We start from the raw sequence: 13125 nt of genomic DNA on the forward strand, positions 1-13125 counted from the left end.
GCGCCCTAGACTTCAGGATGTGAAGGGTTGGCAGTCCGTTCACCCAGACCATACCGGGTTAGTGCCCATTCGGCACGGATCGGGGCGGCTGCATCGCCCGGCCAAAATTTGATCGAGGGAATTGAAATACCGCAAAGTTTCCGGAAATCCGCTGCATCGATAAATCGCGGCGCATCTTCGGCGAGTTCCAGAAGCAGCGCAATCGGCGCTTCACCGGCTGCCATTTTCACCAGACCGACATTCCGAATTTCGAACAAGTTTTCAGTATTGGGATGCGGCGCTGCCACCAGAGATCCCCCGATGTTCGACAGTATTACTGCATCGTCGCCAACCAGCGTCGCACCGCGATCGATCAATGACAGCGCGAGGCTGGATTTCCCGCTGCCGGGCTGCCCTGTAATCAATATGCCGCGCCCGTTTACCGACACGCAGGATGCCTGGAAAGTCTCCGTTCCGGCCATCAAGCGTCTGCGGCGGGCAAGATCAGCGTCAAACAGGCACCGCATTGCCGGTCGGATCTTTCATTCGCAATCAGCGATCCGTCATGCGCTTCGGCAATTGTCCTGCCGATAGCGAGGCCAAGGCCACTGTGGTTTCCGAAATCTTCCTCATCGGGCCGTACCGAGTGGAATCGCTGAAAAATCTTTTCGCGCTCGGTTTCGGGTATGCCTGGACCTTCATCGCAAACAGTCAGTTCGACAGCATCGCCCTCATGCGCCAGATCAATCCGGATCCTGCCGTCTCTGGGCGAAAACGAGACTGCATTATCAAGCAGGTTTTCGATTACCCGTTCCAACCGCGCGGCCACCCCCATCACGGTGAGCGAGCCGTTTGGATCGATTTGGAGATCTATCCTGCGGCCGTCATTTTCGCGCCGGTCTGCGCGCGTGCCCAGAATGTTGACGATCAAATCATGCATATCGATTCGCTCGAACGTCGTCCGGCTGATTTCAGCGTCGATTCTGCTGGCTTCGGCTATATCGGTGACGAGGCGGTCGATACGCCGCACATCGTGCGAAGCTATTTCGGTCAGCTGTTTGCGCAGTTCGGGATCTTCCACTTTTCCCAGCGATTCGACAGCACTACGCAGCGAAGCGAGCGGGTTCTTGATTTCGTGCGCGACATCCGCGGCAAAACTTTCCACCGCATCGATCCGTTGTCTCAGCGCGGTGGTCATATCCGAAATCGTGCGTGCCAGCGATCCGATCTCGTCACCGCGCTCGGGCAATCGGGGCACGACAACTTCGCGGTCACGGCCAAGGCGAACCCGCACAGCAGCCTTGGCCAACATTCTGAGCGGGCTGATAATCGTGCGAGCAAGAAACAGCGATGCAAGAACGGACAGGAGCAAGGCCCCCAGAAAAGCAATCCCCAGCGTGGTTCTGGCGCTGCGCACGGCTTCGGTAATGTCTTTGGCGTTGCGTGTGGTCAGCAAGGTCGAACCTTGAAGCCCGACAGGTGCGGCCGCGGTGATGACGGGCGTGCGATCGGGTGCCTTGCGCAGTTCGATCTGGCTGACACCGGTCCCTCTGGCTCGCGCCAGTTCGGGCCAGATGTCGGCTTGCATGCTTTCCGTCTCGATATAGTTGGGGACGGGCGCTGCGCCCGTTATCCGGTCAACCATCCGGTCGAGCCAGCGGGCCAGATCCTTGTCCCAGTCTTCGCTTTCGGGATCGGCAAATTCGAAACTGGGGCCGTCCAGCGCGAAACTGTCGGCCCACAGGCGCCCCTCGGCATCATACATCCGCAGGCGCATCTGCTGTTCCTTGCCGATCTGTATGAGCAACGCCTCCTGTCGTTCACGGGTTGCCCCGGCCAGGGCTTCGGCCGTGATCTGCGCCTCGATCCGGGCAAGCTTGTAGCGTTCACCCAGCAACTGGCTGCTATAGTTGTCGAGGTAAAACACCCCGCCGCCAAGCAAGGCAAGCGGCAGTATGTTGACGACCAGAATTCGCGAGGTCAGTGACAGGTGCCGCGTCCAGCCCAGGCGCGTGACATCCCTGTCTGCCGCCCGGTTGTTACTCATCGGAATAACTGTATCCTGCACCATAAAGTGTTGAAATTGCGGAGAACTGGCGATCAATTACGCGAAACTTCCGGCGCATCCGTTTGATGTGGCTGTCAACCGTCCGGTCATCGACAAACACATCGTCGGGATATGCAGCGTCCATCAGTTGATTGCGTGATTTGATCACTCCCGGGCGCTGCGCCAGCGCCTCGAGGATGAGAAATTCGGTCACAGTCAGCGATACGGATTTGCCATCCCATTCGACATGGTGCCGCGCGGGATCCATGGCCAGGCGTCCGCGGACCCACAACCTGTCACTTTCGGGCAGCGTTGCATCAAGGCCGAGAGACGGTGGGTTGAGACGTGCATCGGTGCGCCGCAAAATCGCCCTGATGCGCGCAATCAGCAAACGCTGGCTGAAAGGTTTCGCGATATAATCGTCGGCCCCGATTGCCAGCCCCAGTTCCTCGTCCTCTTCATGATCCTTGCTGGTCAGGAAGATAACCGGAAGCGGGGTATGCTCGCGCACTTTGCGAAGCAGTTCCATTCCGTCCATTTTGGGCATCTTGATGTCGAACACACCCAGATCGGGCGGATTATCGAGCAAGGCGCGCAAGGCCGCCTCGCTGTCGGAATAGACCCGCGTGGCAAATCCTTCTGCCTGCAGCGCGATCGACACCGAGGTGAGGATATTGCGATCATCATCGACGAGCGCAATCGAATTTCCGCCGGCGGTTGTTTCAGTGGGTGGGCTGGCTTGAGCCATGCGTGGATCGATCCTGTTCAGCTTGAAAATGATCTAGCCCGTTTGAAAAGGGGATACAACGCAAGGCTGGCCGGCCCGCCGCAAACCCGGCAAATATGATTAGATCGGTCTGCAAATTGACGCTCGGCGTCCACCTCTTTAAAGAACATTCGTAACGGCTTCGCATTCGTATGCAGAACGCAACGATTCGTCAGCCTCATCAATTTCCAGGAGAACGAATTGACCCCCGCGCTTTCCACTTCGCTTGATAAACAGGGCATCACCACTGGTGCGACAATCCATGCCAATCTCGGCACTGACGCGCTGATTGCGGCCGCTGTCGCCAATGGCGAAGGCAAACTCGCTGCAGAAGGTCCGCTGGTGGTCGAAACAGGGCCGCATACCGGCCGCTCTGCGAAAGATAAATTCATTGTCCGTGATGCGGTGACCGAAGACACGGTCTGGTGGGGCAAGACCAATGCGAGCATGACGCCGGAACATTTCGCCGCATTGAAAGACGATTTCCTCGCTGCGGTTAAAGACAGGCAAACGCTGTATGTCGCGGATTTGTTTGGCGGCTCGCAGCCGGAACACCGGGTAAATGTTCGTGTGATCAACGAACTTGCATGGCACAACCAGTTCATCCGGACATTGCTGGTTCGGCCGACCACTGCGGAACTGGACGGATTCGTACCGGAATATACAATTATCGATTTGCCCAGCTTTCGTGCCGATCCCCAACGCCATGGTACGCGCAGCGAAACCGTAGTTGCCGTCAATCTGACCGAAAAACTGATTTTGATCGGCGGGACCAAATACGCCGGCGAGATGAAGAAAAGCGTGTTCGGCATTCTCAACTATCTGCTTCCTGCCAAGGGCGTAATGCCGATGCATTGCAGTGCCAACATCGGTCCCGATGGAAAAACCGCAGTGTTTTTCGGCCTTTCGGGCACGGGCAAAACAACCCTGAGCGCGGATGCAAGCCGCACGTTGATCGGCGATGACGAACATGGCTGGTCGGACACGGCGGTTTTCAATTTCGAAGGCGGCTGTTACGCCAAGATGATCAGGCTTTCCGAAGAAGCCGAGCCCGAGATTTTCGCGACGACCAGGATGCACGGCACGGTCCTGGAAAACGTGGTGATGGACGCAAACGGAAAGCTCGATCTCGACGATAACTCGCTGGCGGAAAACACCCGCGGTGCCTATCCGCTCGAGTTTATTCCCAACACGTCCAAAGACAATCTGGGTCCGGTTCCATCGAACGTGATCATGTTGACGGCAGACGCATTTGGCGTGTTACCCCCGATTGCCCGTTTGACACCGGATCAGGCCATGTATCACTTCTTGTCCGGTTATACCGCGAAGGTAGCCGGCACCGAAATCGGGGTGACCGAACCCGAGGCGACCTTCAGCACGTGTTTTGGCGCACCATTCATGCCGCGCCACCCCAGTGTGTACGGCAATCTGCTGAAAGAACGCATCGCTTCGGGCGGCGCGCAATGCTGGTTGGTCAATACCGGCTGGACGGGCGGCAAATACGGGACCGGCCACCGGATGCCGATCAAGGCCACCAGAGCATTGCTCAACGCAGCGCTCGATGGTTCGCTGAACGACGCACAGTTCCGCAAGGACGAAAACTTCGGGTTCGATGTTCCGGTCGCCGTCGATGGCGTGGATAGCGCGATCCTCGACCCGCGTTCGACCTGGTCGGACAAGGCGGAATATGACCGGACAGCGCAGAAACTGGTCAAACTGTTTGTCGATAACTTTACCGAATTCGAAGCGCACGTGGATGAAGGCGTAAGACAAGCCGCACCCGCCGCAGCCTGATCGAGACGACCGCTTTGGAGAGGAGAGCCCTCTTCCCCTCGCAGAAGGGGAAGGGGGCTTTTTCTTTGCATTCGGGCGCGGCGCAACTGCGGGGGTTAATGTACGAATTGACCGTAAAATGGGACTTTTCGCCCTCTGATGCGTTGAAAAGACAGAGACCCCAACAAAAGGATGAAGCGATGAACCTTGGACAATTGCTGCAACAAAGCGGCGCAATCGAAAGCATGGCAGGTGAACTGGGAATTGATCCCAAAACTGCCCAGACAGGCGCCTCGGTATTGCTGCCGGCGATCATGGCCGGAATGGGCCGGCAGAGCGCGGGCTCGTCAGGCATGGGCGGGCTTGGCAGTCTGATCGGCGGCATGGGCGGCGGCGGTCTGCTGGACGCCGTGCTGGGCGGCAGCCCGACGCCGGTTAACCAGGGTAACGAAATACTTGGCCAGATTTTCGGAAACAAGGATGTCAGTCGCGGCGTCGCAGCCGAAGCTGCGGGCGCCACGGGCATCGATCCGTCGATCCTGAAAAAGATGCTCCCGATCCTTGCGATGGCAGCGGCGGGCTATATGGCCAAGCAGAAATCCGGCGGCGCAGCGGGTGCGGGTGGCGGCGCGCTGGGCGGTCTGCTGGGTACGCTGATCGGCGGATTGGCACGTTAGTCATGCGCCGCGCACTGGTAGTCCTGACAATCATGTTCGGGGCCACCTGCGCGGCAATCGCTCTGGTCCACATAGCGTTTGGTCCATCGTCGATACCCGGCTCGGTTCCGGTGAACGCGACGATGGACAGTCAGGACAGATTTTATGCAAGTCTGTTTCTGGGATTCGGAGCTGCGCTGATCTGGTGTGCGCGTAATTTACGGCGGCGCCGGACAATATACTTTGCGCTTCTTGCGGTCTTTTTTGTCGGCGGTCTGGCACGCGGTGTGTCCGCGTTGCAGGCTGGATTACCAGACCCTTTATTTCAGGTGCTCTGGGCACTGGAACTTGTGTTGCCGCCGGTATTCTGGCTGTGGCACCGGGCCGTGTTCGGCAACAATCGCCTCAGGTAATCACGCGGATGTTCTTAGTCAGCACGGCGTCGGGATCATCATCGCCGTGAAGCACTGAAATATCGCCGGTCGTCTCCAGCACCACCGCTTTGACTTTGTTGATTTCGAGCGCATTGGCCTCGCGCAATTTGGCATACAGATCGGACAGCGTCACACGCTCCGCCGCCATGGCTGCTTCGCAAATCTTTCCGTTTTTCATCAGGTACACAGCATTGTTCTGCAGCGCATGTTCAGCGGCCTGTGACGAACGTCTGAGCCGCGCGACGATATTCTGAAACACGAACAGAACCAGCATCGCTGCGCCAATTTGCAAAGTCTGGTTCCATTCACTGGCCTGCGCACCGCCAGCGACCAGCGATCCCATCGCAATGGTCATCACGAAGTCGAAATTGGTCATTTTGGAAAGCGACCGAAGGCCGTTGACGCGAATGAGCGCAACCACCCAGATCATCGCAAGAGTGCCGAGGACAAAACCCCTGACCAGCGCATCGGATGTTGGATAGTCAGGTAAAAACATAAAATAATCAGCCCTTTCCGCCGGTTATTCCACGTATCACAAAAATAGCTAATCGCGCAATTCAGGTCCCGCCAGCGATGTAGCGGCCAACATTGTTTGCCATCACGGTGAGCGGTGCGTTTCCGCCCAGCACGACCGCATCGTTGAACGCCTTGAAATCATAGGCTGCGCCCATTTCCTGCCGGGCCCGATTTCTCTGGCGAATGATCTCGCTATGTCCGACCTTGTATCCGCAGGCCTGACCGGGCCAGCTGCAGTAGCGATCGACTTCGCTTTCGACTTCTTCGCGCTTGCTTCCGTTACGTTCGACAAAAAAGTTGACCGCTTTGTCGCGGCTCCAGCGCTTGTTATGCAGCCCGGTATCGACGACCATTCGGCAAGCCCGAAATGCCAGCGACTGGAGATAACCCAGCCGTCCGACCTTGTAATCTTCATAAGCGCCCAGTTCATCGGCCAACTGCTCACCGTACAGCGCCCAGCCTTCGCTGAACGCGTTAAAGGCCAGAATCGAACGGATAAGCGGCAGCGTGTTGGAATATTCGCCCTCCCACACATGACCCGGGATCGTTTCATGATAGGTCAAATCGGCAAGGTCATATTTGCGGTGCAGATCGGTGGTCCGCAGGTTGATCCACATACGGCCCGGGATGCTGCCGTCCTTCGAACCCGCGCCGCCATAAGCGCCCGGTGCGCCAACCTCTTCGGCCACGGGGATGCGGCGAACCTCCAGATTGGGATCGACTAGGGTGTTGAACGCGCGCGGCATCTGCGATCTGATCCAGCCGATCCGGTCCTGGATGAAGGCGATAATCTCGGCGCGTCCGGTGTCCCCTTCGGCGAATTTATACCGCGGATCTGCCCCAAGCGCCTGCATCCGTTCGCCAACGCTGCCCGATGTATAACCGATTTCGCGGAGGATCGGATCCATCTGGCCATGCAGATCGGCCAATTCCTCAAGCCCGCGTTGATGGATTTCGTCAGGCGTCATCGTGGTTGTCGTGCTGGCTCGCAGAGCCCAGGCATACCATTCGTCGCCTTTGGGACGGGCAGAAATGCCGGGCGCCGAACCGGCGAGCTTTTGTTGGCGGAAAAGTTCCGCAAGCTGCGCCTCCAGCGCGGGGGCGACGGTGCGGGTCACGATTTCGGTGGCTTCGCCCGTCCAGTTGCGACCATTGCCAAGTTCGCCGGCCTTGGCCGACAAAGGCGCCACCAGCACCCCGCCTACCATCGCGTCCTGCAAGGTGGTTCGCATCTGGCCAACGGCTTTGGCCAGCAGGAAATCGGGCGGCACCACGCCCATGTCCGTCGCCGCTTTCATGCGTTCCAGCTCGCCGTCCAGAACCGCGGGCAGCTGTCTCAGGCGGGCGAGATAAGCGTCCGCGTCGCTCGCGCCGGACAGCGGATGATTGCTTTCGAGGAACCGCGGCATGTCGATATAAGTGCCGACATTCTGGATGACGACATAAGGCGCATTGCGCCAGCTTCCCACTGCTACATCGCCGTACGGTAGTGCAAAACCTTCCAGTGCGGTGGCATAGGCGCTCTCGACCACCTCGTAACTGGTGCGCATTGCGGGATCGAAACCTGCAGTGTCGGTTGACCGGACGAACGCCAGATCTTCGCGCAATGTTGCTGCATAGGCGCGCTGGCCGGAAATGGATTTGTCGGTAAGCTGACTGCGCAATGGAGCATAAACCCCCGTATCGACCCCAAGGCCGGTCGCGCGTTCGGGTTCATGCGCGAGCAGACGGTAGGCAACCGTGTCCAGTGCGCCTGCCGGGGTTGCCGCAGCAATCGCTCCTGCACCCCGAAGCGGAGCGCACGCCGATATTGCAGCCAGAGAAAAACCCGCCCCAATCCCGGACAGGGTTTGGCGGCGGGTTATCGAAAATGATGCGGGATTTTTCATTCCCGCTGTCTGGCTGCACAGCCCCGGCGTGTCAAACGGCGGAGCCGCAGCAATTTAGTCGAGGAATTCGGCCGGAACCTTCCCGCCATTACGCGACAGTTCCTGCATCGTCTGCTTGTGGAGCAAAATGTTGTCTTCAGCCGAGCCGGAGTAATCGGAATTACCCAGTTCCTGAGCCAGTTCCTTGCGGTTTGCATAGCTGGCATCGATGCCCAGCAATTTAAGCAAATCGACAATCGATGATCGCCAGTTCAGTTTGTCGGCACCGCTCATCGCGTCAAGTTGAGCTTCCACATCGACTTCCGATACCGAAACACTGCGCGACGAAGCTGACGGCGCGATTGGAGCAGTCCCGACGGGCGGTGTCGCCGCCTTGGCCTGCTTGCCGAAAATCGCATCCTTGATTGAGCTAAAAATTCCCATTTAAAAACCTTCCCGTTAAACGAATATTGTTCCACCCTATCAACGGGTGAGGGGGGCTAAAGTTCCGGTCCACCGCCTGCGGCAAGCCTTGCCCGATCGCTCGGGCCGGGCTTATGAAGTGGCGCACTGGCCACCGCGAAGGTCGGCGTGGCAGGCGGCGTGGCAGGCGACGTGACAGTCGATGTGACAGGCGATGTGACAGGCGACGTGACAGTCGGCGCTTCCGGGCAGAAAACGATACAGGACAGACTTTATGGATATTATCCTTTCAATACTGTCGCTTGCCGCACTTGCATTGCTGGGCGGTGCCGCTTGGCTGTGGAAGCAGGGGGGGCATGCCAAGCAGGTCCGCCTGATGCTGGTTCTGGCGATCATCATGGCAATCAACGTGGCGATCTGGACCTTGCCCGCCGGCAGCGGCACCGCGCCGGTCGATCAGATCAAGGAAACCGCCGCGGGCGAAGAAACAACAGAATAAACCCCGGCTGCGGGTGAGCGCAGCCGGAGCTTTCGCGGATCATCAATGATTAGGATTACTTCGGGATTACCCACCTGACCGAGCTGGCATAGGTCCCGGTCACCTTTTCGCCTGAATTGCCGCGTGCCGCATCGAACCGCGCGCGCCTGGTTACCAGATCGCAGGTGACAGCATCCAGTGATGCGTGCCCGCTGCTCCCCAGCACCTGACATCGCGAAACGCGCCCGTCGGTGCCAATCGCAAGCTGGAACCGGACAACGCCTTCGTTGCCTTCGCGCAGATCGCGCCGCGGATAATCGCGGGTCAGCGCCCAAGTCTCGGGATTGTTTCGGGCTTTGACACCAACCGGATCAAACGTCCGCGGCGGTTCAATCACCGGTTCTGCGACGAATATATCCTTGGTGCCTGTGCCGGGGTTCGGATTGACCACGACATCTTCAATGCCCGTAAAATCAGCAACCGGAACATCAAGTGTGTTTTCCGCCGCAAGATCCATTTTCGAAGGCGGAGAAGTGACTTTCGATGTCGCTGCAGAAGGTTCAGCCGGTTCGCTCGACTTTGGCGGCGGCGGTGGGGGGGCGGCCGGTTTGGTCGGAAACTGGTTCGCTACAAACGGTGATTTGTCGATCAGATCCGTAATCGGTCCGGCAAATCCGTAAAACAGCGCGGCGGCCAGGGCTGCGTGAATTCCTGCGACTGCAATGACACTACGCGGGTTTGGCGGCTGTTTCGCCTGGTCAAGAAATGACATTCTCTCTCTCCACTTGTCCCCGCGGTACATTGCCGCGCGGCTTAATGGAGGCCAGCATAACGCCGTTGCTACCACAAAAGAAAGAATTATCGCATATTTATCAGATACTTATGAGTAAGCGTATTAATCGCAACCGCATCATAAGCCGGCTTATCATCAGCCTATTTGATCGGGCAGTCGGGGGAGAGCCTGAAATCGAGATAGTTGTCAGCCGACCGCATCAGTTCTTCCAACTCGTTTTCGAAGAAGTGGTTTGCCCGGGGGATTTCTTCGTGATGGATGGTGATGTGTTTCTGCGTGCGCAATTTATCGACCAGTTTCTGCACCGCCGATGGTTGAACAACCGTATCGGCTGCGCCCTGAATGATGATCCCCGATGCCGGGCATGGGGCCAGAAAGCTGAAGTCATACATGTTGGCGGGCGGCGCCACGGAAATGAAGCCGCGGATTTCCGGGCGGCGCATCAGCAGTTGCATCCCGATCAGCGACCCGAAACTTACACCGGCAACCCAGGTCGTCTGCGCTTCGGGATGGATCGACTGTACCCAGTCAAGCGCGGCTGCGGCATCGGATAATTCGCCAATACCGTTGTCAAAGCTGCCCTGACTGCGGCCCACACCGCGAAAATTGAACCGGAGGACTGCAAAGCCGCGATCGACAAAGGTTTTGTACATCCGCTGCACAACCCGGTCATTCATCGTGCCGCCGCCCTGCGAATGGGGGTGCAGGATCATGGCAACAGGAGCGCGCGGGCGCGGCCCGGGCTGGAACCGTCCCTCGAGACGACCTTCGGGACCGGGAAAAATTACGGTAGGCATTGGCTGGCTAGCTTTCGAAAGAGCTGGGACTGGCTGGCGGTGCGGGTGGCGCACGCCGTTAGCTGGGCTATATAGTGACTAACCAGCCAATCGCAATCGCGCTAACCTTCATAAGGATCACCCACTGCGTATCTATCTCGACCATGCGGCGACGACACCGATCCGGCCGGAAGCCCTGGCGGCTGTACAGGAAGGCTTCGCGTTATGGGCCAATCCGTCCAGCCCGCACGCCGAAGGGCGAAAAGCCAGGCAGGCGCTGGAAAATGCCCGCGGCAGAGTGACTGATGCGCTTGGCTGGGACGGCGACATCATATTCACCAGCGGTGCGAGCGAGGCTGCGGACATCGCGATTGCCCGCACCAAAGGCGGGGCGCGGCTGGTCAGCGCAGTCGAACACGATGCCTTGCTAAGATCCGCGCCGGATGCGGAACGGCTGCCTGTCATGCCGGATGGCGCGGTTGATCTGGACATCCTGCGCGAAGCGGCCGGCGGACGCGAAGTGCCCGTCGTGGCTGTCCAGCATATCAATTCCGAAACGGGCAACATGCAGGACATACCGCAAATCGCCGAAATCGTGCACGAAGCCGGCGGTTTGCTGCTGGTTGATTGTGCACAAAGCGCCGGAAAATATCCTGTGCCAGCCAAGGCAGATATGGCCATCGTGTCAGCGCATAAATTCGGCGGTCCCGTGGGCGTGGGTGCTCTGCTGGTGAAGAAACTGGCGCTCCTCGCACCGTCTGGCGGGCACGAGCGCGGATATCGCCGCGGAACCGAGAATTTGCCGGGTATTCTGGGGATGGCGGCAGCGCTGGAAAGTTGCGGCGATCATTTTGTCGGGCCGCACGTGCTCGCGCCGATTGGCGAGATTCTGGCTCCCGCTGTCGATCGGTTGGGCGGTGTGCGGCTTGATACGCGATTGTCCGGTCCCACACCCTATATCCAGGCATTGGCGATGAAGGGTATGTCGGGCAGCGCTCAACTGATGCGTTTCGACATGGCGGGCATTGCCGTCTCGCAGGGCAGCGCGTGTTCTTCGGGCAGTCTCAAGCCCAGTCACGTTCTCGAAGCGATGGGTCTGCCGGATGAACTGGCCGCACGTATGATCCGCGTCAGTTTCGGCTGGAACACGACGCGCGAGGAAGTGGAACGCTTTTGTGCGGCATGGATAGATATGGCGGAAGGCGCCGCATGATTTATCTGGATTACCAAGCGACCACTCCGCTTGCACCCGAAGCGCGCGATGCGATGCTGCGCTGGCTGGACGGACCGGGCGGCACCGGCTTCGGTAATCCGCACAGCCCGCACACGCTGGGGCGTCAGGCAGCGGCGGCGATAGAACTGGCGCGCGAACGCGTTGCGGCGCTGCTTCCGCCAGACGGGAAAGTGATTTTTACATCGGGCGCGACCGAAGCAATCAATCTGGCCATTCGCGGCGCGCCGGGTTCCGGGCCGATTGCGGTGTCGGCCATCGAACATTCGGCAGTGGGTGATACGGCGGATGCGGTTGGCCCGGCCGAGCGTTGGCCGGTTGGCGGGGATGGGTTGGTAAACCTTGATTACAAGTTCGAAAACAAGCCGCGCATGATAGCGGTGATGCAGGTCAACAACGAGATTGGTTCTGTCCAGCCCATCGTCGAGGTCGAACGCAGAGCGCGCAAATCGGGCGCGCTGTTGTTGGTCGATGCGGTTCAGGCAGCGGGCAAGATCGAGGTCGCTCATGCAGACATGATCGCCATCACCGGCCACAAGATGCACGGGCCAAAGGGCATCGGTGCGCTGTGGTTGCGCAGCGGGGTGGAACTGGAGACCACATCGACCGGCGGCGGACAGGAAGGCAGCCTCCGCTCTGGAACATTGAGCCCTGCGTTATGTGCCGGGTTCGGTGCTGCTGCGAAGCTGGCAATGGAGCGCCGCAACGCTGACGCAAAGCACATCGAAAGTCTGTGGAACCTCGCGCTCGAATTGTTCGGCAACTGGACCTTGAATGGCAGCGCGGACGCGCGCTGGCACGGCAATCTCAACATCCGCCGTGAAGGTCTTGATGCAAACCGGTTGATATCAGAAGTTCGCGGCGTGGCGTTCTCTGCCGGATCGGCCTGTGCCAGCGGTTCGGGGCGGCCCAGCCATGTGCTCAAGGCAATCGGGCTGGACGACAAACAGGCAAAATCGTCCATCAGGCTTGGTTTCGGGCGCTATACGACTGCCAAAGAGCTGGAAGAAGCAGCCAGTGCGATCAATCACGCCGCAGAGGCGCAATTATGACTGTTAAGGTAAAATTCGTCTCCGCCCGCGGTGACATGATAGATACGTGCGCCGAGCGCGGCATCTCGCTGCTCGAAGCCGGACAGGCCGCAGGCTTACCGCTGGAGGGCACTTGCGAGGGTCAAATGGCCTGTTCCACATGTCACGTCATTGTGGCGCGCGAGTGGTTCGGCAAACTGGTCGCGGCAAGCGAGGAAGAGGAAGATATGCTCGACCTTGCCGCTGGGGTTCAGCCAACCAGCCGCCTGTCCTGCCAGATTGACCTGACAGACGAACTGGACGGCCTTGAAGTGCATGTCCCGGGCGAAAGCCGGGATATGCGCGGCCTGTAAT

Annotated in this window: 15 protein-coding genes; 7 read left to right on the forward strand and 8 right to left on the reverse strand. The window is 58.9% G+C overall.

Translation table 11 applies throughout. The features are described 5' to 3' along the window. Positions 1-5: 5 nt before the first annotated feature. The 3 genes from WFP06_RS04460 to WFP06_RS04470 are packed head-to-tail and all read right to left on the reverse strand — an operon-like array spanning position 6 to position 2774. Positions 6-461, reverse strand: coding sequence for an HPr kinase/phosphorylase (locus WFP06_RS04460; protein WP_336986038.1), 456 nt, complete (start codon positions 459-461; stop codon positions 6-8). Next, on the reverse strand, positions 461-2026 hold the full coding sequence (locus WFP06_RS04465) for an ATP-binding protein (RefSeq protein ID WP_336986039.1): 1566 nt from the start codon (positions 2024-2026) through the stop codon (positions 461-463). Before WFP06_RS04465 ends, WFP06_RS04460 begins: the two co-directional genes overlap by 1 nt. Next, positions 2019-2774: a response regulator transcription factor gene (locus tag WFP06_RS04470; RefSeq protein ID WP_336986040.1), complete on the reverse strand. Its 756-nt coding sequence runs from the start codon at positions 2772-2774 to the stop codon at positions 2019-2021. Before WFP06_RS04470 ends, WFP06_RS04465 begins: the two co-directional genes overlap by 8 nt. 219 nt (positions 2775-2993) lie before the next feature. Between WFP06_RS04470 and WFP06_RS04475 the strand changes: the two genes are divergently transcribed. From WFP06_RS04475 to WFP06_RS04485, 3 genes are all read left to right on the forward strand, one after another. Continuing rightward, the gene (locus tag WFP06_RS04475; protein ID WP_336986041.1) at positions 2994-4586 is read left to right on the forward strand and encodes a phosphoenolpyruvate carboxykinase; all 1593 of its coding nucleotides are present in this window, start codon (positions 2994-2996) and stop codon (positions 4584-4586) included. A gap of 179 nt (positions 4587-4765) precedes the next feature. After that, complete coding sequence (locus WFP06_RS04480) at positions 4766-5242, forward strand: DUF937 domain-containing protein (RefSeq protein ID WP_336986042.1); 477 nt, start codon at positions 4766-4768, stop codon at positions 5240-5242. 2 nt (positions 5243-5244) lie between these two features. Further along, positions 5245-5634 carry a DUF4345 domain-containing protein gene (locus tag WFP06_RS04485; protein ID WP_336986043.1) on the forward strand — a complete coding sequence of 130 codons (390 nt, stop codon included), beginning with the start codon at positions 5245-5247 and terminating at the stop codon, positions 5632-5634. On the opposite strand, the gene WFP06_RS04490 is transcribed toward WFP06_RS04485, so the two are convergent. The 3 genes from WFP06_RS04490 to WFP06_RS04500 form a co-directional block, all read right to left on the reverse strand. Continuing rightward, positions 5627-6151 carry a DUF421 domain-containing protein gene (locus WFP06_RS04490; protein WP_336986044.1) on the reverse strand — a complete coding sequence of 175 codons (525 nt, stop codon included), beginning with the start codon at positions 6149-6151 and terminating at the stop codon, positions 5627-5629. The genes WFP06_RS04485 and WFP06_RS04490 overlap by 8 nt on opposite strands. A 61-nt stretch (positions 6152-6212) precedes the next feature. Then, positions 6213-8060, reverse strand: a complete 1848-nt coding sequence (locus WFP06_RS04495; protein ID WP_336986045.1) for a DUF885 domain-containing protein — start codon at positions 8058-8060, stop codon at positions 6213-6215. Between the two features lie 54 nt (positions 8061-8114). Further along, positions 8115-8483 (reverse strand): DUF3597 domain-containing protein, encoded by a 369-nt coding sequence (locus WFP06_RS04500; protein WP_336986046.1) that lies wholly within the window; start codon positions 8481-8483, stop codon positions 8115-8117. 253 nt (positions 8484-8736) lie between these two features. Here WFP06_RS04500 and WFP06_RS04505 point away from each other — a divergent pair, with 253 nt between their 5' ends. Then, positions 8737-8961, forward strand: a complete 225-nt coding sequence (locus WFP06_RS04505; protein ID WP_336986047.1) for a hypothetical protein — start codon at positions 8737-8739, stop codon at positions 8959-8961. 55 nt (positions 8962-9016) lie between these two features. Here WFP06_RS04505 and WFP06_RS04510 read toward each other — a convergent pair whose 3' ends face one another. Further along, positions 9017-9712, reverse strand: a complete 696-nt coding sequence (locus tag WFP06_RS04510; protein WP_336986048.1) for an energy transducer TonB — start codon at positions 9710-9712, stop codon at positions 9017-9019. Between the two features lie 161 nt (positions 9713-9873). Continuing rightward, a complete protein-coding gene (locus WFP06_RS04515; RefSeq protein WP_336986049.1) occupies positions 9874-10530 on the reverse strand; it encodes an alpha/beta hydrolase in 657 nt (218 codons plus the stop codon). Between the two features lie 124 nt (positions 10531-10654). On the opposite strand from WFP06_RS04515, the gene WFP06_RS04520 reads away from it, so the two are divergent. The 3 genes from WFP06_RS04520 to WFP06_RS04530 are packed head-to-tail and all read left to right on the forward strand — an operon-like array spanning position 10655 to position 13124. After that, on the forward strand, positions 10655-11722 hold the full coding sequence (locus WFP06_RS04520; protein ID WP_336987624.1) for a cysteine desulfurase family protein: 1068 nt from the start codon (positions 10655-10657) through the stop codon (positions 11720-11722). Beyond that, entirely contained in the window at positions 11719-12792 is a 1074-nt protein-coding gene (locus tag WFP06_RS04525) for a cysteine desulfurase family protein (RefSeq protein ID WP_336986050.1), read from the forward strand. Before WFP06_RS04520 ends, WFP06_RS04525 begins: the two co-directional genes overlap by 4 nt. Beyond that, complete coding sequence (locus WFP06_RS04530; RefSeq protein ID WP_336986051.1) at positions 12789-13124, forward strand: 2Fe-2S iron-sulfur cluster-binding protein; 336 nt, start codon at positions 12789-12791, stop codon at positions 13122-13124. Before WFP06_RS04525 ends, WFP06_RS04530 begins: the two co-directional genes overlap by 4 nt. The last annotated feature ends 1 nt before the right edge of the window (position 13125 follow it).

This window comes from Altererythrobacter aquiaggeris (assembly GCF_037154015.1).
Classification (GTDB): domain Bacteria; phylum Pseudomonadota; class Alphaproteobacteria; order Sphingomonadales; family Sphingomonadaceae; genus Aestuarierythrobacter; species Aestuarierythrobacter aquiaggeris.

Excerpts from the sequence above, each read along its gene's own strand:
- WFP06_RS04490 (WP_336986044.1), bottom strand. The coding sequence starts at position 6,151 with ATGTTTTTACCTGACTATCCAACATCCGATGCGCTGGTCAGGGGTTTT.
- WFP06_RS04500 (WP_336986046.1), bottom strand. The coding sequence starts at position 8,483 with ATGGGAATTTTTAGCTCAATCAAGGATGCGATTTTCGGCAAGCAGGCC.
- WFP06_RS04470 (WP_336986040.1), bottom strand. The coding sequence starts at position 2,774 with ATGGCTCAAGCCAGCCCACCCACTGAAACAACCGCCGGCGGAAATTCG.
- WFP06_RS04495 (WP_336986045.1), bottom strand. The coding sequence starts at position 8,060 with ATGAAAAATCCCGCATCATTTTCGATAACCCGCCGCCAAACCCTGTCC.
- WFP06_RS04465 (WP_336986039.1), bottom strand. The coding sequence starts at position 2,026 with ATGAGTAACAACCGGGCGGCAGACAGGGATGTCACGCGCCTGGGCTGG.
- WFP06_RS04460 (WP_336986038.1), bottom strand. The coding sequence starts at position 461 with ATGGCCGGAACGGAGACTTTCCAGGCATCCTGCGTGTCGGTAAACGGG.
- WFP06_RS04525 (WP_336986050.1), top strand. The coding sequence starts at position 11,719 with ATGATTTATCTGGATTACCAAGCGACCACTCCGCTTGCACCCGAAGCG.
- WFP06_RS04510 (WP_336986048.1), bottom strand. The coding sequence starts at position 9,712 with ATGTCATTTCTTGACCAGGCGAAACAGCCGCCAAACCCGCGTAGTGTC.
- WFP06_RS04480 (WP_336986042.1), top strand. The coding sequence starts at position 4,766 with ATGAACCTTGGACAATTGCTGCAACAAAGCGGCGCAATCGAAAGCATG.
- WFP06_RS04515 (WP_336986049.1), bottom strand. The coding sequence starts at position 10,530 with ATGCCTACCGTAATTTTTCCCGGTCCCGAAGGTCGTCTCGAGGGACGG.
- WFP06_RS04485 (WP_336986043.1), top strand. The coding sequence starts at position 5,245 with ATGCGCCGCGCACTGGTAGTCCTGACAATCATGTTCGGGGCCACCTGC.
- WFP06_RS04505 (WP_336986047.1), top strand. The coding sequence starts at position 8,737 with ATGGATATTATCCTTTCAATACTGTCGCTTGCCGCACTTGCATTGCTG.
- WFP06_RS04530 (WP_336986051.1), top strand. The coding sequence starts at position 12,789 with ATGACTGTTAAGGTAAAATTCGTCTCCGCCCGCGGTGACATGATAGAT.